Raw genomic sequence first — 23197 nt, 5'->3', positions numbered from 1 at the left:
ACCCGCATTCCACGCATTGTCAAGTTTTCTCGATGACGTTCATCTCTGTTATTACCGCCAGCTATAACCGTGCGGCTCAGTTGCCAAGCTTGTTCGCCAGCCTCGAAAAACAAAGCGACAGAGATTTCGAATGGATAGTCGTCGATGATGGCAGCGTCGACAACACGCGCGCGCTTTGCGAGCGCTGGGCTGACCAGGTCGATTGGCCGCTGCGCTACATTCAGAAACCGAACGGCGGGAAGCATACCGCGCTGAATCGGGGCTTCGCACTTGCGAAAGGCGAGTTGATCATCACGGTCGATAGCGATGACACGCTCACGCTCGATGCCATCGCGACGATTCGCGAAAACTGGTCTTCGTGTCGAACCATTCCCGACGTATGCGGCATGAGCTTTCTCAGACTGCGCGCGGATGGACGCGTGATCGGTGACCGTTTCGAACCGGACCGCGAGTTGGCGACATACATCGATATGCGCATCAATCGCGGCGTGCGTGGCGACAAGGCGGAAGTCTGGCGCGCAGACGTCTTGAAGCAGTTTCCTTTTCCGGAAGTCGAAGGCGAGCGCTTCATGATGGAGTCCGCCGTATGGGGAATGATCGGGCGGCGGTATCGGATGCTGCACGTGAACATCGGCTTCTATGTTTGCGAGTATCTGTCCGATGGTCTGACGCGAGGCGGCGCGGCGCTGACGGTCCTGTGCCCGGTCGGGTCCGCACACGGCATTCGCTGGGCAATCGCGCCGCCGGTCAACATGCGCACGCGGATCGTGATGACGTGGCGGCTCATTGCTTACGAGTTTTTGGCGCGACGTTCTGTGTACCAGATCGCGATGGCGTCCGGGCATCGCTTGCAGGTGCTGTTGAATCTGCCATTCGGATCAGCGCTTTATTTGTACTGGCGGTTCAAGTTTCGACGTGAGTTAGGTCGGTAGGTCATGAAAAAAGTCGTTCTCTTTGCCAATACGGATTGGTACCTTTTCAATTTTCGTTTGTCGCTCGCGAAGTATCTTCGGGACAATGGCTGGTCGGTGTTGCTCATGTCGCCGCCGGGGCCTTATGTCGCGGGGTTAGAGGACGCCGGATTCCGCTGGCTTCCCGTGCCGATGCAACGACGCAGTCTGAACCCCTTGCGGGAACTCTTGCTGGTCTTGCACCTTTGCCGCCTGTTCCGCAAAGAGCGGCCAGATGTCGTGCATGGGTTCACCATTAAATGCGCGGTGTACGGTTCGCTTGCGGCGCGTCTCGCGCGCGTCAGGCAGCGCGTCAACGCTGTGGCGGGTCTCGGCTTCGTGTTTACGAACGATTCGTTGAAGGCGCGCGTCTTACGGCCGCTGGTCAAAATATTGATGCGCGCGACGTTGAATGGCCGCGGCGCATCGCTGATTCTCCAGAACCCGGACGATGTCGCGATGTTCATCAACGCCGGTATCGTCGACAAGTCTTGCATCCACCTCATTCCCGGATCGGGCGTGAACGTACAGAAGTTCGCCCAACGCGCGAAGGACACGAGCGGCACGCCACGACCGATTCGCGTTTTGCTGGCTGCGCGCCTGCTTTGGGACAAGGGCATCGCGGAATACGTGGAAGCAGCTCGCGCGCTGCGAAACAGCCAGCGCTCGTTCGAATTCCTGCTTGCCGGCGATCCCGACGAGGGCAATCCTGCTTCGGTCCCGACAAAAACGGTTGAGGCCTGGGTCGAGGAGGGCACGCTGACTTGGCTCGGTCATGTCGGTGACATGCCGGCGTTGCTACGCGACATCGACATCATGGTGTTGCCCAGTTATAGAGAAGGATTGCCAAAGGCGATGATCGAAGCCGCAGCATGCGGCATCGCGCTGGTGACGACGGACGCGCCGGGTTGTCGCGAGGTCGTGAGTCAAGATGGCGTCGATGGCTTGCGCGTTCCGGTGAAGGACAGCGTCGCGCTGACAGATGCAATCGCGCGTCTGCATGACGACCCGGTGTTGCGCGAAACGATCGGTGCCAATGCGCGCGTTCGCGCGCTCGCAGAGTTCGACGAAAGGATCGTGATCGAGCGGACCGTTGCGGTGTATGGAACAACGCAGAACGCTTGAGAACGATCATGATAAGCAGAAGAGTTGCGCTCAAGGTAATAGCGTCGATGCCTCTGGCGCATGGGCTTGCGTGTCGGTCGGCAGCGGCTAAGATATCGAATGACGACGACGTCGTGCATGCGAGTGTCTTCGGCGTCGTCAGCGATGGCGTGAGCAATGACACGTCGCGTCTTCAGGATGCGATCGATCGCTCAGTTGGCAAGACGTTACTCATTGGCGGACAGTGCCGCATCGACACGCAAGGACTGAGTCTGCGAAGCGGCTCGCGCGTTCGCTTCGAACCGGGCGCCTCGATCAAGTTGCTTGCGCATGACACGCCTTCGTATCAAATGTTGCGCATGTGGGACGTGAGCGACGTTGTGCTGGAGAACGCGACGCTGGACGGCAGTCGTGAGTTGAACTCGGCGCAGCCCAAAACGCATTCGGAAGGCTACGGCATGGGCATTTCGATAGCAGGTAGTTCAAAAATTACGATCAAATCGGCAACCACGGTGGGTTGCTGGGGCGACGGTATCTACCTGGCGAACAGTTATCAGCCGACCAGCATGCCGCCTCAGGATATTCACGTGATCGACCATCACGCGAAGAACTGTCGTCGACAGGGAATATCCATCATTAGCGGAAGGAACGTTTTCATTGAAGGCGGTCTGTGGGAGAACATCGGTGGAACGGCGCCGTCGGCGGGTCTGGATATCGAGCCCAATTCGAATCGTGACGTGCTGGAGAACATCAGGATCGTCAATCCTGTCACGCGAAACTGCAAGATCGGCATCCTCGTCTATCTCTTGAAGATTGCCGGTGTCGATCCCAAGGACGTGCAGATCGATATCAGCGGTCAGCGCGATGAATCCGCGAAGATCGCCGCCTTTAGCGTTTCAGGTCTCGATACCAAAGGTTCAATTGTGAAAGGACGAATCGTCAATCGATCGGCGACCTGGATCAAGCCGAAGCTTCTTTCCGTCGAAAGCCACGATTACGACAAGCGCGGACCGCAGATCGTAGTAACAAACTTGAAGACTATTCGATAACCGGCGCACTTCGCCGACGACAACCTCGCAAGGCAGCAAGCCGGCGCCGAGCGCATTATCCGACCTAAAAGAATTTCGATGAAAGTCAGAATGACTCAAGCGCCGAGTCCACCAGTTCCCCGTCGCAAAACTCAGGCGCGAGCCTACTTGACTACTCCTGGCGGCTGGCTATTCATCCTGATAGCGATTCTGTTGCTGGTGGTGGTTGCGGTAGGTGATCGTACGATGCTGCTCGATCAGGACAATTACCTGGAGTACTTCAGCCAGACAACGTGGGACTGGTTCGTCAATCTTTATCAGACACGCACTTCAACGCTCAGTTTTGTCATCAGCACGGTGACGGAGGAATTCGGCTGGCGTACCTGGTTGATCGTATTGAATGCGTTCGGCGTAACACCCGATATTGGTGTAAGAGTGACCGTCGTATTGGCGAACGCACTTGTCATTGCGGCGCTTTTAGAAGTCCGGCGACCGCTACTAGGGCTGCTTCTTTGGGCGGTCGTTCCGGTAGCCTTGGCTACGGTCGGACTGTTTCAAATCCGTCAAGGTTTGGCATTCGGCATAGCGATGCTTATCACGCTGCGCTATCAGCGGCCCGTCCTCGGATGGGTGCTCGCGAGCTTCGTTCATACGACCTTCGCGATACCCGCGTTGCTATTGCTCTCCATTCGAGCGTGCGGAGATCGAAAATGGCGAGCGTTGATCGTTTCGAGTTTGACGGCGTTCGTACTCGCCGCCGCGGCGGGCTATCTTTTCAATAATTTCGGCGGCAGGCGAGTCGAGGAATATGCGGACTACCAGGACGATTTCACTATCCGGCTGCTCATCCTGTTGATCGTCTATGCAACGGCTTCTGTCATCGTGCTTTATACGCAATGGAAAGAGAAGGGCACAGCGAAGGACAAGGTATGGACGGAGCTATGCACGATGCACGTTGCGCTCATGGCTTATTTGGTCTTTGCGTATGTGCTGTTTCCGTTTGGGAAGGGACGCGTGTGGTATTGCATAGCGTTACTGCTGCCGTACGTGATTTCGCAAATTCGATTCAGGAACGCGTTCGTGATATGGTGGACTGCGCTGATTCTTCTAGCCCTGTCGGCAGATGCCCTCAAGAATTATCAGGCTGATGTCTACAGCTATTTTCTTCATTAGGCGATATCAACGGCGCGTCGAGTCGTAGGCGCCTTGCGATTCGTGTGAGTCGTAATCTGTCATGTCGTTTTCATGGATGGGTCGGCGCGCCGCGGCATCGTCGTTGTCCACGCCAACGCGCGTGAACAACTCGTCCCACACGCGAAGAATCGTATTCGTTGAATATCGCTCGCGAACGGACTTTGCGCCTTTGCGACTCAGTTCGGCACGCAGCGTGTCATCGGTGAGCATCCTTTGAATTGCAGCGGCTAACGCTTGCGGATTGGCGACTGGCACAAGCAGCGCGTCCTGCCCGTCGCGCGTGATGTAGCGCGGACCACTGAGACAATCGACAGCTATGGCGGGAACGCCTAAAGCCATACTCTCGGCGAGGGCGAGGCCGAATCCTTCGAAGCGGGATGACATGACGAATGCCTGCGAGCGCAGAATCTCCGTCCATGGATTTTCGGTGACACCCGGAAGAAAGATGCGCTGGGTCATACCTCGCCTTTCGATCTCCGCTTCGAGCGATGCGCGTTCGGCACCTTCACCCCAGATCCACAGATCCCATTTCGGGCATGCATTCGCAATGGACGAGAATGCGTCGATCAAAAGGCGATAGTTCTTTTGCGGATGCAATCGTCCGAGCGAAACGAGGCGCATGCGCGCGCCGGTTTCGATAGACGGCGCCGACTGCTGGAATAATTCGTCAGGCAGCGGATTTGGAACGACAGCAATATGTCGCATGCCGGGCACCATTGTCTTGAACGGCGCGACGACATTTTCGGTGAGCACCGTTATCGCGCTGGCATGCGGGTAAGTCAGACGAGTAAGCAGTTTCCATAACGCGGATCGTCCGTCGCGAGATGGATCGTTATGTTCGCAAGCGATAACCGGAATGCCCAAGCCTAATGTTGCAAGAATTGCGGCTACGTTGACATTGGTTAAAAAAGAAATCACAACGTCGGGACGGTTCTCCCGGATGAGCGAGCGCAAAGCCCGCTGCCGCTGAACGAAGCTTGATAACTTGCCGCCTTGACTCCCTGCACGGTCAGTCAGATAGATGAAGCGAACGTTCTCGGAAATCTTGTAAAAGCAATCACCCTTACCGCTATATGTAGCGACTAGCGTGACATCGTCACCGCGCTCACTCCAGGCATTCACGAGCGTAGCCGCGACCCTTTCCGCGCCGCCGCTTCCCATGGAACTCACCAATAGCGTGATTTTCATTTAAGTAATGCTCCAATTGGATGAGCTAACGAGGGGATGTCGCACTGTTGACGATGAGAGAAGTTACGAGTCTTCAAGCACGCTGCGAGTTTGACCACGGGACCTCAAGACGATCGCATGGGTATGCAGTCTGAAGTCACGGTTGTGGGCTATGTGATCGCGTTCGCGTAATGGCGGATGGTTTCGCACGATGAACGACACGAGCGAGCCAACTTGAAGAAAATCGGCTCTGACGAAAACGACGCGTTCGAAAGCTAAAGAAGACTAACGATCTTATCATCGGAGCGAGTCTATCGATGTCTTTTGGAATGCAACTTTGTGGAGATGGCGTGCTCAGGGTCCAAGCTTAGAAACTTTGCGGAGCACGCCAGCCATGTCTCGGACGTGCCACGCGTCACACACCGACCGAATGGCAGATTGCAGTATCAGGATGGTTCAGGAGAAACTCTCTGCCCGGACGAGGTCTTCCACACGCAATAAAGAACGAGCGACGCACGATCATGTATGAGAGTCAGTTCCCATCTTCGATCGTTCAAACGGCTGGCGTGCAAAAATAGCGAATACTTACTCGAACCATTCAAAAAGACAACCAGTGTCTGGAGGCGACGAAGTTGACCGTGAATGTGATTTTTAACGTGCTTGGAACGGCGGCGCTGATCGTCGTTTTGCTTTTGGGAAGTATCGCAATTTGGGACATTCTGCGCGGGAAGTAGGCGGCAAGTTCACTAACCCACCGGTACTACCACCAATCGCCGCCACTTTCCCATGAGGCTTGCCGGTCTCATCGGCGTCATCGGCCAGGCAACACATGACGCATGTCACACCCTACGCCGCCGAGCCCAACCTTTAAGACAAGTCCGCTATCCGAGTTAACAGTCGGAAACTAATCTTCCGCGTTGATTGTTTGGAAGCAGTCAATTGCACAGCCTTCGCTGTCTCGATTATTTTCTTGCCTGAATTCAATTTGCGTGTTCTGGCGACGCCTTTCTCACGGTTGGCTCACTCATGGTAAGTATCAAAAAGGTAGCGGCGCCGATTTTCGTCTCGCTTCTCTATATGGCTAGCGCGCACGCTAGCGAATTCTCCGGCCCGTTCGTCGGCGCGAAGCTCGGCTTGAATTTCTCCGATGCAACCGGACACGATTTCGAGGAATCGACGCACACGACGTTCTTTCCGGGCCTGACGGCAGGCTATAACGTCGATGTCAACCAGTTCGTGGTCGGCGTCGAAGGATTCGCTGATCTTCACGCTGGTTCCACGACCAAGAAGGACGGCGGCATCGACGTAAAAGTCGGCATGCCTATCGACGGCAACATCATGCCCTACGCGCGCGTGGGCTTCACTGGCACCTGGCCGGACACGCGTTTGCACTATGGCGCGGGCGTCGAGTATAAGTTCGCGAAGCAATGGAGTGTCGCTGGCGAATACACGGCCGACACGGCGCACTGCGACGGCGGCCATCGTCGTAACGACAGCCTGACCGTCGGCGTGCATTACTACTTCTGATCGTCACGAATTGGAATCGAAAGCGCGAGCAACCGCTGCTCGCGCTTTTTTTTTGCCCCGTCCTTACTTGCCCGACGCAATCCGATCTTGAATGTGCTTCGCGCGCGAAGGCGACGACGGGTGCGAATCCATCATGCTCGACTTGCCGCCGTCGATCGTCGCGAGCTTCTGGAACGCCGTCACAAGGCCGGCCGGGCTGTATCCCTTCTTTTTCTGCATGTCGAACGAGTAATCGTCGGCGGCGCTTTCTTGCGATTGCGAGAATTGCGCCTGGACGAACTTCTCGGACAAGTCGCCCAATTGCGATGCCGACAGATTCGCCACCGCGCCGCCCGTCGATGCCGCCGCCGAGCGCACGGCCGAGGTCGCATAAGCAAGCTGCATCGCCTTCTTGGTGTGGCCGAGCGCCACGTGACCCATTTCATGGCCCACCACGCCGCGCACTTCGTCGTCGTTCATTGCGTCCATGAGGCCGCTGTAGACGCGCACGCAACCGTTGGCCATCGCCCAGGCGTTGACATCCTTCGTGACGTAGACCTTGTAGTTGACCGGCACGCCATTGATGTTGTCGCCCAGTTGCTTCGAGATGCGGTTTAGACGCTGCGTGTATTGACTCGACGCCGGCGCAATCTTGTTTTCCTTGTCCAGGTCCGCGCACGATTTGTCGGAGAGCGTGCGCACATCGGCGTCACTCAGCGTGAAGGCTTGCGATGCGAGTTGGCCAGACTGCAACAACGTGTCGGGATTGAGCGCGTTCATGCTGCTGCAGGAGATGAGCGCGCACAGAGCGGGCGCCGCGAGCGCCAAGCGGATGAATTTCATGTTTCGGTCTTCCTAGAATTGTTTTTGGGGCGTCCGTGACGCGATGCTTCGCGCACGGAGCGGCATCGTCGATGTCCGTCGAACAAAAAGCTAGCGGAACATTCTGATTTTGCTTACGGGCGTTGACAATTCGCTGTCGGAAAAGTGCGGAAAAAGCGGATCAATCTGCGGCGCGCTGGTTTGCCGCGCGTACGCGAGCGGCGGTCGGATGAGTGGACGCGGCGTCCATGGATAGCGCCTGCGCATCGGGCAGGGCGTCGCTTGCGAGTTGCGTCAGCGTGTGGCCGGGCGGCATTTCGACGAAGACATTTGCGCCGAGTTCGAACAGCGCGATGGTCGATTCGTGCCAGCGCACCGGATAGCGCAAGTTGGTCGCGAGGTCATCGCGCACGGCATCGGCGCGACGCAGCACGCGTGCGCCGCGATTGCCGACATATGGAACGCGTGGCGCATCGAAGCGGACTTTCGCGGCAGCTTCGATCAATTGCGTGGCCGCGTCTTCGAGCAGCACGCAATGCGAAGGCACGCTCACCGCTAACCGTTCGGCCTTGCGCGCGCCGCGTTCGAGCGCGAGGCGGCTCACGGCTTCGAGCGCATCATCGCTGCCGGATACGACGATTTGACGCGGCGCGTTCAGATTGCCGATATAGGCATCGGCGTGACCGTCGGCGATCACGCGTGCAATCTCTCGTTCGTTCAGCCCGAGCACCGCCAGCATGCCGTAGCCGTGCGGATACGCGTTCTGCATGAGCGTCGCGCGCAGGCGAACGAGGCGCAGGGCATCGTCGAACGCAACGGCGCCGCTCGTCACCGCCGCGCCATACGCGCCGACCGACAAACCCGCGACGGCTTCCGGCTCGATACCTTCGGCCGCGAGCGCGCGCGCCGCCGCCACGGCTGCCGCCAGCAACGTGACTTGCACCGCGACGGTCGACTCAAGCGCGGTGGCGTCATCGAGTTGCAGGATGTTTTCGCCGAGGATGTCGGATGCTTCGGCGAGCGTCTGTCCGATGACCGGATGCGGCCGCTCGCCGCCCAGCCGATGCAACAAGCCTGGCGTCTGCGCACCCTGTCCCGGAAAGAGATACGCGATCATGCGGCTGCCCACGGATCGGCGACGAGTCGCGGCCCGTCGGCGTGACGCAGCATCACGCGTAGATTCGCGCGCGCGAATTCCGCGAGCGAGAAGGCGGCTTCCGGCGTTTCGATCTGAACGTCGATGCGCGTGCCGATCTCCCGCACGGTTCGCGACAGTGTGTCGAGAAGCGCGGCGGCTGCATCGCGCGAAAGCGGCGAGGGCGCGCGAATCACGATGTCGAGATCGCTTTCGGGTGTGACCGTGGGTGTCCCGCTCGCGAGTTCGAAGCCTGTGCTGCCGGCGGGGCCCCAGGCGAGTCCCGTTGCCTGGATCGAAGACGTGATTGCTCGCAGAAGCGCGAACGCGGGCAAGTTTGCGCGGTCCGAATCAGGCGTGCGTTCGAGCAAGGCTTCGGGAGACAAGACAGACGCGATCGATCGTGGATCGATCCACGCGCCGAAGCGCTCGCCGCGCGTCGAACCGCGTACGCCGATGGGAATTGCGTCGCCCAGGCGCGGCGCACGGCGGACGACGACGAAGGGTGAGTGCGCGAGCGAGGTGGCGACCCAGGACGGCACGTTGGGCGCGAAGAGAAGCGAGACCGCGACGTCCGCGCCGCCTCCGGCCGATGACGACAGCGTGTCGATCTTCAGCAGGTCATGTGGCCGTATCTCATACTGCCTTGCGTTCATCAGTGTTCTCGTCGGTGACGCTCGCTGGGCACGCGCAGTCACGAATCGCGCAACCGTGTCGAACGATGCGCGGCAAACGGGCCGCACAAAGGCCTCTTGCATGTTGCGTCGAAGCGGAGCTTATCGTCGGTGACAACTGCTTCATCGGTGCGTGACAAGGCATTCTCGATGCGCCAAGCCGCATGGAGCACCGCCCTGACTCAAGCTTCATCCCACTGCTCACGCATCTGCTTGCGCACCTCCACCGACGCAGCCCGCGTGCGCTTCGCATCGGCAGAACCAAGCCGGCTCGACAGATCACGCAAAGCACCGCGCGCATCGTTCACGGCCGCCGCAAGCGATGCCTTCACGCGCTCGATCTCGGCCGCCGAGGGCGCATCCGCATCGACGCCTTCGATCAGTTCATGCAGCAATCCGAGCTTTGCATAAGCGCTCATCTTGTACGACATCGGCAAGACGGTGTCGCCGAGCGCATCCAGACTTTCCACGCTGCGCCGCGTGACGCGCGCGGCTGCTTCGCGACCCATTGCATGCACGGCGGTGCCGGGTGAATCGAGCGCGACGATCCGGTTCGCCTGATAACCGTGCGCCAAATACGCGCCCGACATGGCCGGCCCGACGATCAACGCAATCACCGGATGACCCGCAAGACGCGCGCTCGCATAAGCATCGACGGCAGCGGCGCAGGCAAGATGCACGCCGAGCAGTTCCTCGCGCCGGCCGTAAGCCTGACTTTTGACATCGACGACGGCGACGATCGGACGCTTCACGTCACGCTCGCGATCCGCGTCGATAACCTCGCGCACCGCGCGCGCCAGCAGCCATCCCTGTTCGAGGCCGACGACGTTGTCGCGAGCGCGTGGAAAGCGGTTGTCGGGATCGGGAACGACGGCGAGAAAATGCGCGTGCTCGCCGTTCAAAAGCCCGCCACGCGCGCGAATCGGACCGGCTTGCGCGCCGGACGCAGGCGAAGTCAGCGCGTCGATCCAGCGTTCGCCGCGCGAGAGAGTCGTCGTGTTCATCGTGATGTTCCCCAGAGCGTGCGCAGCGTTTCGGGATCGATGGCGTCCGGGTTCACGCGCGCCAGACGCTCGATGAAACCGTCCACGTCCTCGGTGCGATGTCGCGTTGGCACGCCGCGCGCGAACGCCGCCAGCACCGCGTCGCGTACTTGCGCGGTATCGTCTTCGACGAGCGCATCGACGAGGCCGACCGCCGCGCGTTCTTCTCCGCCGATCATCGACCAGATGAGGCGCCGGTCGCTCGAATCGAGCTCGTCGATGCCCGCTTCCTGTTCGATCACCTCCGGCCCGTTCATGCCAAGGCGCGCCTGCCGCGTCATCACGAGTTCGGTGCAGAGCGCCGCCGCGAGCGACATGCCGCCGAAGCAGCCGACCATGCCGCCGATCACGCCGACCACCGGCACGTGCCGCCGCAACGCGACGATCGCCGCCTGAATCTCGGCGATGGCCGCAAGCCCGAGGTTCGCCTCCTGCAGACGCACGCCGCCCGTTTCGAACAGTACGACGGGACGGATCGCGCGGCCCGCTTCGAATTCGCCGAGCGCCATTTCGAGCGCGGCCGCGATCTTCGCGCCCGAGACTTCGCCGATGCTGCCGCCCTGAAACGCGGGTTCGATCGCCGCGATCACGGCGGGTTCGCCATCGAGCATGCCGCGCGCGATCACCGCGCCGTCGTCGGACTGGCAGACGACGTTCTGCATGGCAAGCCACGGCGATTCGAGCCGGTCGAAGGGGCCGAGCAGTTCGCGAAAGGTGCCGGCATCGAGCAGGGCGCGGGCGCGTTCGCGCGCGGTCATCTCGATGAAGCTGTGACGCGCGAGAAAGGTGTCGTGAGCGTTCATGGCGTGCCCTCGCTGGCTTCGACGGCTTCATTCAGGCGCAGCATGACCACGCCGGGCGTCGCGCCGAAGTCGTTGAGTTCGAGTTTCGCGGCGCCGTCGTATCGCTGAAAAAAACGGTCGAGCACACTCTTCCAGACATGCTCGTAGCCGTCGACGCTCGTGCGGATCACCACTTCCGCATTCGCTGTCGCCGATGGCGAGAGCAGCACTTCGAGATCGCCCGAGCCGACCACGCCGACGTGTGCGCGACGCGGCACGGGGCGGGTGGCGGGGTATTCGTATCGGATGTTTTCCATCATCGTTCCTCTTCGATGCGCGCGTTGCGAATCAATGCAAGCGCCTGAGACTGTCGAGAAAGAGCGTCGCCGCAAGCAAGTCGGCGGCGCCGCCAGGCGATGCATCGAGCGCGAGCAGCTCGCGGTCGAGCTCGTGAAGCGCTGTCTTGCCGCTCGCCGATGCAACGCCGCCTGCGTCGAGCACACGACGCGCGCCGTGTTGCGCGACTCGCAGCGCCGTCATGCCGCCGCGATGCAGGAGACAGGTATCGTCGAGCGACGCCATGATCGCGACGAGCGCTTCGAGGCGCGCGTCGTTTTCATCGAGATTGCGGCGACGGGCTGCATCGAGCGCGGGCAGCCCAATTTCGAGCGCATGCGGAAAGCCATCGCACGCTTCGCCGCGCGCGCCCGCCACACGGTATCGCGCCGACACGCGCGCGCCGTGACTCGTTTGTGCCGACGCGGGCGCGTAACGATCCTCGAAGCGCGCGATGCGTGCCGCGCTTGCGCAGATCGCCGCGCTGTCGTCGGGCGCATGCATCGCCGCGCCGGCGCACAGCAAGCCGACGATCCAGATCGCACCGCGATGCGCGTTGCTGCCGGCGGTCGCGCGCATCATCGCAATCTCGCCTTCGCGGCCGATACGTGCAAGCTGTTCGCGTAACGTCTGCGACGGGTCGAGATCGGCCGACGCGCGAGCGATGGCGACAAACGTGGGGTGCAACGCTTTTGCCGAGCGCAACATGATGTCGAGCGACAAATCGCGATGCGCGCCGCTGCCGCGCCGGTCCACCAATGCGGGTTTCGGTGTGAGACACGCTTCGTCGATGAGCGCGGCCACGGCGCGGGTCGCGATGGCATCGGGCGCGATCGGCTGCAAGTGGGCGAACCGAGTGGCTTCGCGCGACGCTAGCGCCGTTTGCATCGCATGGCCCATGCTCGGGCGGGCAGCGGCTCCGGTATTGGCGTGCGTTGCGACGGCACGCGAATTCGACGGGTTCGCATGCGTGGCGTCATCGAGCCGCGCCTCTGCGTTCCACGAACACACGCCAGCGGGAATGTCGGCAACCACGCAAAGGCTCGACGCTTTGTCTTCACGGTCAGACATACACGAACCCATCGCGCTCACCAGCTTCTGAAGCGCGCAGGCGGCGCATACAGACCGCCCGACCACGCCACCAGGTCATCGATACTGCGTGCCGCGAGCAGCGAACGCTTCGCTTCGCCGCGCCGCACGCCGAGGTCTTCCGGCAACGCGACGATGCCGCGCCTTCTCAACTCCGCCGTCTTCTTCGCATCCGCGCGCATGCCGATGGGCGTGACGCCCGCCACGGCGGCAAGCGCGGCGCGGCGCTCATCGACACCTTCGGCCGCATGCAGATACGCGATGCCTTCTTCCGTCACGACATGCGTGACATCGTCGCCGTAGATCATGACGGGCGCGATCGGCATGTTGCTTTTTTCACCGACGGCGATGGCATCCAATGCATCGACGATGGTCGGCTCGCCGCCTTTCTTGTACGTCTCGGCGGTCTGCACGACGAGCTTGTGACCGCGCGCGATGGCCGGGTTCGGGCCGTCGTTTTTCAGCAGCTTGAGCCACGCCTCGCTCGAATGACGGCGGCCGCGTGGATCGTGGCCCATGTTGGGCGCGCCGCCGAAGCCCGCCAGCCGCCCGAGCGTGACGGTGGACGAGTTGGCGTCGGCGTCCATCTGCAGGGTCGAACCGATGAAGAGATCGACGCCGTATTGCCCTGCCAACTGGCAGAACACGCGGTTAGAACGCAGGCTGCCATCGCGGCCGGTGAAGAACACGTCCGGCCGCGCCGTGATGTAGTCCTCCATGCCGACCTCGCTGCCGAAGCAGTGCACGCTCTGCACCCAGCCGCTTTCGATCGCGGGGATCAAGGTCGGATGCGGATTGAGCGCCCAGTGCGTGCAGATCTTTCCCTTCAGCCCGAGCGATTCGCCATATGTCGGCAGCAGAAGTTCGATGGCCGCCGTATCGAAACCGATGCCGTGATTCAGCGACGTCACGCCGTAGCGGTCGTAGATGCCGCGAATGGTCATCATCGCCATGAGAATCTGCAACTCGCCGATATGCCGCGGATCGCGCGTGAAGAGCGGCTCGACGGCGAACGGGCGGTCTGCCTTCACGACGACATCGATCCACGAACCGGGGATATCGACGCGCGGCAGTTCATCGACGATCTCGTTGACCTGCGCGATCACGATGCCATGTCTGAACGCGGTGGCCTCGACGATGGTAGGCGTGTCTTCGGTGTTCGCGCCCGTGTAGAGATTGCCGCGCCGGTCTGCCTGCACCGCGCACACGAGCGCCACCTGCGGCGTGAGGTCGATGAACATGCGCGCATACAGTTCGATATACGTATAGATTGCGCCGATCTCGAGTTGTCCGTCTTCGAGCAGTTGCGCGACGCGCAGACTTTGCGGACCGGCGAACGCGAAATCGACCTTGCGCGCGATGCCCTGTTCGAACAGCGCGAGATGGTCCGGGCGGCTGATGCTCGAAATCAGCAGATGAACGTCGTGCACGCGTTCGGGATCGAGTCTGGCGAAGGCGCGCGAGAGGAAGTCGGCCTGTTTCTGGTTGTTGCCTTCGAGCGCCACGCGGTCGCCCGTGACGATCAGCGCGTGCAAGGCATCGACGATACGGTCGGTCGCGAGCACCGAGCCGTCGAGCCACGGTTCGATCAGCTTGAGGCGGCGCGCTTTTTCCTGCGCGCGCGTGTTCCACTGCCGGGTTTGCGGGCTCGTGTCGCGCGCGGGCGACGTGGCAGGCGTCGGGGACGAGTTCATCGATCCTCCTTCAAAGAGGTTGCAGAAGCCGTTGCGGGCGCGGCGCGCGGGCGGCGCTTCTTCTTGACATGGCTCGCCGCGGCAAGCGCTTGCGCATCGGCGAGAAAGCGGTGGATCAAATCGCCTGTCGCAAGCAGATGACGCGCGACGAGCGTTTGCGCCTGTTCGATATCGCGGGCGACGAGCGCGGCAAGAATCGCGCGATGCTCCGCATCCGACGAATCCTTGTGAATCGGCAAGCCGAGCTTCAGCCGCAAATAACGTTCGCCGCGCCGATGCATCTGGCCGATCAGCTCCATCAGACGCGGCCGGTCCGCGGGCGCGTAAAGGCTCATATGGAACTGCTCGTTGCGCACGACGTAGAGCGCCGGGTCCGGCTCGCTTTCCGCCGCTTCGAGCAGACGCTGCGATTCAGCGAGCGTTTGCGCCGTGTGATGTTCGAGCGCGATGCCGATCGCCAAGCTTTCGAGCGACGCGCGTATCTCGTAGATCTCGCGCGCCTCGTCGGCCGATTGCAGGCTGACGGCCGCGCCACGATTCGGCTCGATGGTCACCCAGCCTTCGCTTTCGAGTTGCCGGAACGCTTCGCGCACCGGAATCGCGCTCACCGAAAACTGCCGTGCGATGGCGTCCTGGCGCAGCGGTTCGCCCGGCAACAACGCACCTTCGACGATAGCCGTGCGCAACGCATCCGCGATGAAGCGCGACGTGCTCTGGCGCGGTTCGAACTGTGCGTGACGAAACGATGCAAGTGGCTGCGCTGCATCGGAAGTGGAGAGATCTGTCGGCATGGCTAGGTGTAAGTGCGGACTTGCCGCGTGTCAATGTTCAAATATTATATATAAAACGATGCGCGACTTCACAGAAGGTGCTTTCCCTAAGCTGGGAGCGGCTGACAAGAATCGAGAGCGCGCGTGTATCGATCATCCTTTTCCGGAGACATGGCCATGCCAACCACGGTGGACCGAGAGTTACGCGCCTCGCGCCCGATCAAAACCCCGCTCAACCGCTCGCAGATCACCGGCTTCTGGGGTGCCTGGGCCGGCTGGACGCTCGACGGAATGGATTCGTTCATCTACGCGCTCGTGCTTGCGCCCGCGCTCACCGAACTGCTGCCGCGTTCAGGCTACGCGGCCACGCCCGCGAACGTCGGTCTTGCAGGCTCCATACTCTTCGCGCTCTTTCTGGTCGGATGGGGACTGTCGTTCATCTGGGGACCGCTCGCCGATCGCTTCGGGCGCACCAAGGTGCTCGCCGCGACCATCTTCACGTTCGCGATTTTCACGGGGCTGGCCGCAACATCGCATTCGGTTTGGGAGTTGGGCATTTATCGCTTCTTTGCGGGCGTCGGCATAGGCGGGGAGTGGGCGCTTGCCGGAACCTACGTCGCCGAGGCATGGCCGGAAGATCGTCGCAAGATGGGCGCGGGTTATCTGCAAACCGGCTATTACGCGGGCTTCTTTCTGGCGGCCGCGCTCAACTACACGATCGGCGCGGCATTCGGCTGGCGCGCGATGTTTCTGGTTGGACTGTTCCCGGTCGTCGTATCGATTCTCGTGCTCTTGCGCGTGAAGGAAACCGACAAGTGGCAGCGCGCCGAAGCGACGAGCGCGCCTGCCGTCAAGCAGCACGGTTCGTTGCGCACGATCTTCTCGCCGCAGTATCGCAAGCGCACGATCGTCGCGGCGGTGCTGCTGACCGTGGCGATCATCGGTCTGTGGGCCGGCGCGGTGTATGAACCGTCGGCAGTCATTCAGCTTGCGACGAAGGCCGGCATGAGCAAGCCCGAAGCCGCGCGCATGGCGTCGATCGCGACGGGCTTGCTGTCCATCGGCACGATCATCGGCTGTCTCGCCTTGCCGCCGATGGCCGAGCGCATCGGCCGGCGCAAGACGCTCGCGGTGTATTTCGTCGGCATGGCGGCTTCCATTGCGCTGTCGTTCGGCTGGGCGTTCTATCTGCCGAACGGGCTCGTGCCGTTCATTGCGCTGCTCGTCGTGCTCGGCTTCTTCGGTGGCAACTTTGCGCTCTTCAGCCTGTGGCTGCCGGAACAGTTCGAAACGCGCGTCCGAGCGACGGCGTTCGCATTCTGCACGTCGGTGGGACGCTTCTTCGGCGCGATCGTAAACTTCGGCATCGGCGCGATGGTGCTGCATATGAAGACGCTCGGCGTGCCGATCGCGCTCACGGGTATTGCGTTTCTCATCGGCCTCGCGGTGATTCCGCTCGCGCCTGAAACGCGCGGACAGGAACTGCCCAATTAGTGCCCGTTGCACGGTCCCTGACGGCGGCTTTCACGAGCCGCCGTTTCTCATTGGCGCTCGGCGTGCATGATCCTTACTCTCCGTAATCATTTGTCTGGTAGGCATTGGTAATGGGACGTTACCAAGTGGCACACAAGCAAAGGCGTTCGTTCGATATAGTCCACTCAACACAACAAACATCCCATCGAGGTGGGCTTCACATGAACAAGGTATTGAGGACATCCGCGCTCGCAGGAGCGTTCGTCATCGGTGGTATGACGCTGTCCGGCGCGGCCATGGCGGGCGTTTCCGTCGGCATCAATCTCGGCGTGCCCGCGCCCGTGTACGTTGCGCCGGCGCCGGTCTATGCGCCTCCGCCTCCGCCCGTGGTCTATGCGCCGCCGCCTCCGCCGGTTTATGCGCAACCGGCTATCGTGATCGGATGGCATGGCGACCAGTACTGGGATGGCCATCGCTACTGGAACCGCGACGAGTGGAATCACGGTCACGGCGGTCACGGATACGGCGGCCGCGACTACGATCATCACGATCACGGTCATCACGACCATTGAGCGAACGTCGCGCTAAGAGAAAGCCACCCGGTCGAAGGGTGGCTTTTTATTTGTCGCCGCGCGGCAGCGTGTAACAAAAGGTAAGGTTTCTCCTGACGAGAGTCACGTCATGGGAAGAACTTACAAAGCTGAAATATTGCGCTGAAAGGCGTCCGTTATATTTTGTCGCAAGCCAATCAAAACAAAACGAGGACCACGCGATGAAAGTGAATGTCATGGGGCGAGTGCTGGGCGGCATGTTGATCGTGACCGCGTCAGCGATAAGTGGCACCGCGCACGCCGATGTACACGTAGGCGTGAACGTCGGCATCCCCGCGCCGGTGTACGTTGCACCCGCGCCTGTGTACGCGCCGCCTCCGCCGCCTGTGATTTACCAGCCGGCTCCGGTTTATGCGCGTCCGCCCGTGGTCATCGGCTGGTATGGAAACCGGTATTGGGATGGGCGCCGTTACTGGAACCGGAACGACTGGAACCGTTATCACGGCCACGGTTACGGGCATGGCTACAATCGCGGGCCGCAACACGGACACGGTAACGGGTACGGACACGGCAATGGTCATGGCAACGGGCATGGTGGTCCGCATGGCAGGCATTGAACGCGCTGGTCCAGTCTGGCTGCCGAGTCGGCAGACATAGCGGGCCTTTAGACGACGCTGTCAAAGGCGTTCTTCACAAAGCCAACGTTCCCGAAGGCGAGGTTCACGAAGATCACGCCCGCATGCATGGCGCTGTGTAAGCGGCTGTCACGACGCCGCCATTCGCAAAAACCCAGACGCACAAAACAAAAGAGCCGCTCTCGCAAGAGAGCAGCCCTTTGCACATGATCGAGCGCCGCAGGCGTTATTCCGTCACGCCCGCCATGCCGCCGACCACCGCATTGAATCCCGCATCGACGTGCACGATTTCCGCGCTCACGCCGGCCGCGAGATCCGACAGCAGGAACGCCGCCACGTTACCCACTTGTTCGATCGTCACGTTGCGCTTGAGCGGCGCGTTGTTTTCGACGAAATCGAGAATCTTGCCGAAGCCCTTGATGCCGCTTGCCGCGAGCGTCTTGATGGGGCCGGCCGAGATGCCGTTCACGCGCACGCCGTTGTTGCCCATCGAAGCCGCGAGATAGCGCACGCTTGCTTCGAGCGATGCCTTGGCAAGACCCATCGTGTTGTAGTTGGGAATCGCGCGCTCGGCGCCGAGGTAGCTCAATGTGAGCAGCGACGAACTGTCCGACAGCATCGACTTGGCGGCCTTGGCGAGCGCCGGAAAGCTGTACGCCGAAATGTCGTGCGCGATACGGAAGTTTTCGCGCGTCATGCCGTCGAGGAAGTCGCCCGCGATCGCTTCACGCGGCGCGAAGCCGATGGAATGCACGAGACCGTCGAGCGAATCCCAGCGTTCCTTGAGCGACGCGAAGAGTGCGTCGATGTCGGCGTCGTTCGCGACATCGCACGGAAAGATCAGATCGCTTTCGAATTCGGTTGCGAATTCGGTGATGCGATCCTTGAAACGCTCGCCGACATAGGTGAACGCCAGCTCCGCGCCTTCGCGCTTGCAGGCCTGTGCGATGCCGTAGGCAATCGAACGGTTCGACAGCAAGCCCGTCAGCAGAATTCGTTTTCCAGCGAGAAAGCCCATGAATGCTCCTTTGAAGTCAATGTCGCGCACGGTGGCGAACGAGCCGCATCTGCCCGCGCCGCGTGAGCCTCAAGCGCGTGCGGCGCAATTGACCCACGGTCGCACGGCTTTTGATTTGGGTAGAATTCTCTCACATCGCAATGGCCTGCCCGACCCGAACGTCGATTGCGCGATACCCGGCGCCCAAGGAGCTTATGACGACTCGCACGACGATCCGCCTAACCCGCGCATGGCGCATGGCCATTGCGCTCGCGCTGGCCGGATCGATCGTCTCGGGCGCGAACCAGGCCGAGGCGGCGCACGCCTACGCACAGTACGGCGAGCCGAAATATCCGGCCGGCTTCAGTCACTTCGATTACGTCAATCCCGACGCGCCGCGCGACGGCACGCTCGTACTCGCCAATCCGAACCGCCTGACGAGCTTCGACAAGTTCAATCCGTTCACCTTGCGCGGTAATCCCGCGCCGGGGCTCTCGCTGATGTTCGAAAGCCTGACCACCGGCAGTCTCGATGAAGTATCGACCGGTTATGGCTTGCTTGCCGACGACATCGCCGTCGCGCCCGATGGCCTGTCCACCACGTTCCACATCAACCCGAAAGCGTATTTCTCGAATGGCGATCCCGTTACCGCGGAGGACGTCAAGTTCTCGTTCGAGACGCTGAAAAGCCCGCTCGCCGCGCCGCAGTTCTCCGTGTACTTCGGGCAGATCGCGCGCGCGGTCGTGGTGGATGCATCGACCATTCGCTTCGAATTCAAGACCGCGACGCGCGAGATGCCGTTGCTCGCGGGCGGCATCCCCGTGTTTTCGCGCAAATGGGGAGTGAAGCCCGACGGCACGCGTATTCCGTTCGATCAACTCGCGTTTCAGAAGCCGATCGGCAGCGGGGCATATCTGATCGACCAATACGACAACGGCCGCACCATCTCGTACAAGCGCAACCCGAACTACTGGGGCGCGGCGTTGCCGGTGCGCGTGGGCTTGTTCAATTTCGCGCAGATTCACTACAAGCTGTATTCGGACCCGGTCGCGCGGCTCGAAGCCTTCAAGGCGGGCGAGTACGACGTGCTCGTCGAATACGTTGCGCGAAGCTGGGTGCGGCGCGATATCGGCAAGCGCTTCGACAGCGGCGAACTCATCAAGCGCGAATTCCCGCAGCATAACGGCACCGGCATGCAGGGCTTTTTCATGAACACGCGCCGGCCGCTCTTCAAGGACGTGCGCGTGCGTCAGGCGCTCGATCTCGCGCTCGACTTCGAGTGGCTCAACCGGCAACTGTTCTTCAATCAGTACAGGCGCATCGACAGCTTCTTCGTCAATACGGACTTGCAGGCGAAGGGCAAGCCGAGCGACGGCGAACTCGCCATTCTCGATCCGCTCAAAAAGGACCTCGATGCGTCCGTGTTCGGCGAGATGCCGCGTCAGCCCGACACCGATCCGCCCGGATCGCTGCGCGCCAACCTCATCAAGGCGCGCGGATTGCTCGCCGAGGCGGGCTGGACGTATCGCGATGGCGCGCTGCGCAATGCGAAGGGCGAGCCCTTCGTGTTCGAGATTCTCGACGATACGGGCGGCGGCGCCTCCATGGAACCGGTCGCCGCCGCGTTCGGGCGCAATCTGCAAAAGCTCGGCATCACGATGAACTTTCGCACCGTCGACTACGCGCTGATCCAAAAACGGCTCGACGCGTTCGATTTCGACGTCACGAGCGTGCGCATGCCCGACGTGCAGATTCCCGGCACGGAGCAAGTCTCGCGCTTCGGCAGCAAGTCCGCAGACGAGCAAGGCTCCGACAATCTCGCCGGCGTCAAGTCGAAGGCGGTCGACGCGATTCTGCAAAAAGTGGTGGGCGCACAGACGCGCGAACAACTCGTCGATGCCACTCACGCGCTCGATCGCGTGCTGATGAATGGCTATTACGTGGTGCCGCATTGGTATTCGGCGACGCATCGGGTGGCGTATCGCAATACGCTTCAGTACCCCGCGACCTTGCCGCTCTACTACACGGCGGAAGAGTGGGTAGTGTCGGCGTGGTGGGCGAAAGCCGCCGCGTCGAAATAACAGGACCGCGCGCCATGTGGAGCTACATACTCAAACGCATTCTGTTGATGATCCCGACGCTCATCGGCGTGCTCACGCTGACCTTCGTCGTGATTCAGTTCGTGCCGGGCGGGCCTGTCGAGCAGGCGGTGCACGATCTGCGGCGCGGCAACGCGGAAGGCGGCGGCTTCGGGCTGCGCACGCATACTGGCGTGGATGCCCAGCAGGTCGCGCAACTCAAGGCGCTCTACGGCTTCGACAAGCCGCCTTTGCAGCGTTACTGGCTGATGCTCGGCAAGTTCGCGCGCTTCGATCTCGGCGACAGTTACTTCCGGCATCAGAGCGTCTGGTCGCTGATCGTGTCGAAACTGCCGGTGTCGATCAGCATCGGCGTATGGACGTTTTTCATCACTTATCTGATATCGGTGCCGCTCGGGATAGCGAAGGCGGTGAGAAACGGCTCGCGCTTCGACGTGGCGACGAGTCTCATCGTGCTGATCGGTTTCGCGATTCCCGGCTTCGTGCTCGGCGTGCTGCTGCTCGTGCTGTTCGGCGGCGGCTCGTTCTGGCAGCTTTTCCCGTTGCGCAATCTCACTTCGGATAACTGGGCCACGCTCTCGCTCGGCGGCAAGATCGTCGATTATCTGTGGCACATCACCTTGCCGGTGGTGGCGTCGGTGGTCGGCAGCTTCGCCATCGTCACCATGCTGACCAAGAACGCGTTTCTCGACGAAATCCGCAAGCAATACGTGCTGACCGCGCGCGCGAAGGGCCTTTCCGAAAGACGCGTGCTCTGGAAGCACGTGTTCCGCAATGCGCTCTTGCCGCTGATCGTCGGCTTTCCCGCAGCGTTTATCGGCGCATTCTTCACGGGCAGTCTGCTGATCGAAACGCTGTTCTCGCTCGACGGACTCGGACTGCTCTCGTACGAATCCGTGGTGCGGCGCGACTATCCCGTCGTGCTAGGCACGCTCTATCTCTTCACGCTGATCGGGCTTGCGACCAAGCTCATTTCCGACCTCTGCTACGTCTGGGTCGATCCGCGCATTCAATTCGAGCAACTGGAGCGCTGATGAACCGAGCCGCTTCTTCACGATCCTCACGCGGCGCCGCCGATGCGCAGCCCTTGCGCGAGCCGGTTTCGCCATCGCCTTCGCGGCGGGTGTGGATGCGTTTCAGGCAGCACAAGCTCGGCTACTGGAGTCTGATCGTGTTCGTCGTGGCGTTCGCGATCAGCCTGGCCGGCCCGCTTTGGTCGAACGACAAGCCGCTCGTCGTGCGCTACCAGGGACACTTGTATTTTCCGATCGTGCAGACCTACGCGGAAACGACGTTCGGCGGCGACTATCCGACGCCCGCCGATTATCTCGACCCGTTCGTGCGCGACCGCTTCAGCGCGCCGGGCAATTTCGCGGTTTATCCGCCGAATCACTATTACTACGACACGCTCAATTACTTCTCGAAGGGCTCGAATCCCGCGCCGCCGTCGCGCGAGAACTGGCTCGGCACCGACGACCGCGGGCGCGATGTGTTCGCACGGCTCGTCTACGGCTTTCGCGTATCGGTGCTGTTCGCGCTCGTGCTGACGGCCATCGGCACGGTGCTCGGCGTGGTGGCGGGCGCGGTGCAGGGCTACTTCGGCGGCCGGACCGACATCGCCGGGCAGCGGCTGATCGAAATCTGGAGCGCGTTGCCGGAGCTTTATCTGCTGATCATCTTCGCGTCGATCTTCGAGCCGAGCCTCGTTTTGCTGGTCATCCTGCTGTCGCTGTTCGGCTGGATCGGGCTGTCGGACTACGTGCGCGCGGAGTTTCTGCGCAACCGCACGCAAGACTACGTACGCGCCGCGCGCGCGATGGGTTTGTCCAACTGGCAGATCATCTGGCGGCACGTGCTGCCCAATGGCCTGACGCCCGTCATCACATTTCTGCCATTTCGCATGAGCGGAGCGATTCTCGCGCTCACGAGTCTCGATTTTCTCGGCTTGGGCGTGCCGTCGCCGACGCCGTCGCTTGGTGAATTGCTCGCGCAAGGCAAGGCCAATCTCGACGCGTGGTGGATTTCGCTGTCCACCTTCGGCGTGCTGGTGGCGACCCTGTTGCTTCTGACTTTCATGGGCGACGCCTTGCGCAACGCGCTCGACACGCGGATTGCGGATGCGGTGAAGGCCGGAGGCGCGAAGTGAGC

22 protein-coding genes are annotated in these 23197 nt (G+C 61.3%); 11 read left to right on the top strand and 11 right to left on the bottom strand.

Features of this window, described 5'->3' with window-relative positions:
• Window positions 1-32: 32 nt before the first annotated feature.
• The 4 genes from LDZ28_RS08560 to LDZ28_RS08545 all read left to right on the top strand — a co-directional run bounded on the left by LDZ28_RS08560 (window position 33) and on the right by LDZ28_RS08545 (window position 4255).
• A complete protein-coding gene (locus LDZ28_RS08560; protein WP_244825531.1) occupies window positions 33-932 on the top strand; it encodes a glycosyltransferase family A protein in 900 nt (299 codons plus the stop codon).
• 3 nt (window positions 933-935) lie between these two features.
• Window positions 936-2075 (top strand): glycosyltransferase family 4 protein, encoded by a 1140-nt coding sequence (locus LDZ28_RS08555; protein ID WP_244825530.1) that lies wholly within the window; start codon window positions 936-938, stop codon window positions 2073-2075.
• Between the two features lie 338 nt (window positions 2076-2413).
• Window positions 2414-3103 (top strand): right-handed parallel beta-helix repeat-containing protein, encoded by a 690-nt coding sequence (locus LDZ28_RS08550; protein WP_244825529.1) that lies wholly within the window; start codon window positions 2414-2416, stop codon window positions 3101-3103.
• A gap of 78 nt (window positions 3104-3181) precedes the next feature.
• Window positions 3182-4255, top strand: coding sequence for an EpsG family protein (locus tag LDZ28_RS08545; RefSeq protein WP_244825528.1), 1074 nt, complete (start codon window positions 3182-3184; stop codon window positions 4253-4255).
• A 6-nt stretch (window positions 4256-4261) separates the two neighbouring features.
• Here LDZ28_RS08545 and LDZ28_RS08540 read toward each other — a convergent pair whose 3' ends face one another.
• Window positions 4262-5464: a glycosyltransferase family 4 protein gene (locus LDZ28_RS08540; RefSeq protein WP_244825527.1), complete on the bottom strand. Its 1203-nt coding sequence runs from the start codon at window positions 5462-5464 to the stop codon at window positions 4262-4264.
• A gap of 1005 nt (window positions 5465-6469) precedes the next feature.
• Between LDZ28_RS08540 and LDZ28_RS08535 the strand changes: the two genes are divergently transcribed.
• Window positions 6470-6970: a porin family protein gene (locus tag LDZ28_RS08535; RefSeq protein WP_244825526.1), complete on the top strand. Its 501-nt coding sequence runs from the start codon at window positions 6470-6472 to the stop codon at window positions 6968-6970.
• A 63-nt stretch (window positions 6971-7033) separates the two neighbouring features.
• Here the strand turns inward: LDZ28_RS08535 and LDZ28_RS08530 are convergent, their stop codons facing one another.
• The 9 genes from LDZ28_RS08530 to LDZ28_RS08490 all read right to left on the bottom strand — a co-directional run bounded on the left by LDZ28_RS08530 (window position 7034) and on the right by LDZ28_RS08490 (window position 15315).
• On the bottom strand, window positions 7034-7792 hold the full coding sequence (locus LDZ28_RS08530; RefSeq protein WP_244825525.1) for a M48 family metallopeptidase: 759 nt from the start codon (window positions 7790-7792) through the stop codon (window positions 7034-7036).
• A 160-nt stretch (window positions 7793-7952) separates the two neighbouring features.
• The gene (gene mdcH / locus LDZ28_RS08525) at window positions 7953-8888 is read right to left on the bottom strand and encodes a malonate decarboxylase subunit epsilon (RefSeq protein WP_244825524.1); all 936 of its coding nucleotides are present in this window, start codon (window positions 8886-8888) and stop codon (window positions 7953-7955) included.
• Complete coding sequence (locus tag LDZ28_RS08520; RefSeq protein WP_244825523.1) at window positions 8885-9562, bottom strand: malonate decarboxylase holo-ACP synthase; 678 nt, start codon at window positions 9560-9562, stop codon at window positions 8885-8887. The genes mdcH and LDZ28_RS08520 overlap by 4 nt, the downstream gene beginning before the upstream one ends.
• A gap of 200 nt (window positions 9563-9762) precedes the next feature.
• The gene (gene mdcE, locus LDZ28_RS08515; protein WP_244825522.1) at window positions 9763-10584 is read right to left on the bottom strand and encodes a biotin-independent malonate decarboxylase subunit gamma; all 822 of its coding nucleotides are present in this window, start codon (window positions 10582-10584) and stop codon (window positions 9763-9765) included.
• The gene (locus tag LDZ28_RS08510; RefSeq protein ID WP_244825520.1) at window positions 10581-11426 is read right to left on the bottom strand and encodes a biotin-independent malonate decarboxylase subunit beta; all 846 of its coding nucleotides are present in this window, start codon (window positions 11424-11426) and stop codon (window positions 10581-10583) included. The genes mdcE and LDZ28_RS08510 overlap by 4 nt, the downstream gene beginning before the upstream one ends.
• On the bottom strand, window positions 11423-11722 hold the full coding sequence (locus LDZ28_RS08505; protein WP_244828068.1) for a malonate decarboxylase subunit delta: 300 nt from the start codon (window positions 11720-11722) through the stop codon (window positions 11423-11425). The genes LDZ28_RS08510 and LDZ28_RS08505 overlap by 4 nt, the downstream gene beginning before the upstream one ends.
• Before the next feature lie 31 nt (window positions 11723-11753).
• Window positions 11754-12629, bottom strand: coding sequence for a triphosphoribosyl-dephospho-CoA synthase (locus LDZ28_RS08500; protein WP_244828067.1), 876 nt, complete (start codon window positions 12627-12629; stop codon window positions 11754-11756).
• A gap of 200 nt (window positions 12630-12829) precedes the next feature.
• Complete coding sequence (mdcA, locus tag LDZ28_RS08495) at window positions 12830-14524, bottom strand: malonate decarboxylase subunit alpha (protein ID WP_244825518.1); 1695 nt, start codon at window positions 14522-14524, stop codon at window positions 12830-12832.
• Complete coding sequence (locus LDZ28_RS08490; RefSeq protein WP_244825517.1) at window positions 14521-15315, bottom strand: GntR family transcriptional regulator; 795 nt, start codon at window positions 15313-15315, stop codon at window positions 14521-14523. The genes mdcA and LDZ28_RS08490 overlap by 4 nt, the downstream gene beginning before the upstream one ends.
• Before the next feature lie 156 nt (window positions 15316-15471).
• Here LDZ28_RS08490 and LDZ28_RS08485 point away from each other — a divergent pair, with 156 nt between their 5' ends.
• From LDZ28_RS08485 to LDZ28_RS08475, 3 genes are all read left to right on the top strand, one after another.
• The gene (locus LDZ28_RS08485) at window positions 15472-16788 is read left to right on the top strand and encodes an MFS transporter (RefSeq protein WP_244825515.1); all 1317 of its coding nucleotides are present in this window, start codon (window positions 15472-15474) and stop codon (window positions 16786-16788) included.
• 200 nt (window positions 16789-16988) lie between these two features.
• Window positions 16989-17339: a hypothetical protein gene (locus LDZ28_RS08480; protein WP_370652022.1), complete on the top strand. Its 351-nt coding sequence runs from the start codon at window positions 16989-16991 to the stop codon at window positions 17337-17339.
• Window positions 17340-17539: 200 nt separating this feature from the next.
• The gene (locus LDZ28_RS08475; RefSeq protein ID WP_244825513.1) at window positions 17540-17935 is read left to right on the top strand and encodes a hypothetical protein; all 396 of its coding nucleotides are present in this window, start codon (window positions 17540-17542) and stop codon (window positions 17933-17935) included.
• Between the two features lie 244 nt (window positions 17936-18179).
• On the opposite strand, the gene fabI is transcribed toward LDZ28_RS08475, so the two are convergent.
• Complete coding sequence (gene fabI, locus LDZ28_RS08470) at window positions 18180-18971, bottom strand: enoyl-ACP reductase FabI (protein WP_244825511.1); 792 nt, start codon at window positions 18969-18971, stop codon at window positions 18180-18182.
• Window positions 18972-19207: 236 nt separating this feature from the next.
• Here fabI and LDZ28_RS08465 point away from each other — a divergent pair, with 236 nt between their 5' ends.
• From LDZ28_RS08465 to LDZ28_RS08455, 3 genes are read left to right on the top strand one after another with little or no spacing between them, the layout of a single operon-like run.
• Entirely contained in the window at window positions 19208-21031 is a 1824-nt protein-coding gene (locus tag LDZ28_RS08465; RefSeq protein WP_244828065.1) for an extracellular solute-binding protein, read from the top strand.
• Window positions 21032-21045: 14 nt separating this feature from the next.
• Complete coding sequence (locus LDZ28_RS08460) at window positions 21046-22083, top strand: microcin C ABC transporter permease YejB (protein ID WP_244825509.1); 1038 nt, start codon at window positions 21046-21048, stop codon at window positions 22081-22083.
• Window positions 22083-23195: an ABC transporter permease gene (locus tag LDZ28_RS08455; protein ID WP_244825507.1), complete on the top strand. Its 1113-nt coding sequence runs from the start codon at window positions 22083-22085 to the stop codon at window positions 23193-23195. Before LDZ28_RS08460 ends, LDZ28_RS08455 begins: the two co-directional genes overlap by 1 nt.
• Window positions 23196-23197 lie beyond the last annotated feature (2 nt).

Origin of the sequence: Caballeronia sp. TF1N1, assembly GCF_022878925.1 — a bacterium.
GTDB lineage: Bacteria > Pseudomonadota > Gammaproteobacteria > Burkholderiales > Burkholderiaceae > Caballeronia.
Note: the sequence above shows the minus strand (reverse complement) of the source record. Positions and strands in the feature narration are given on the sequence as shown.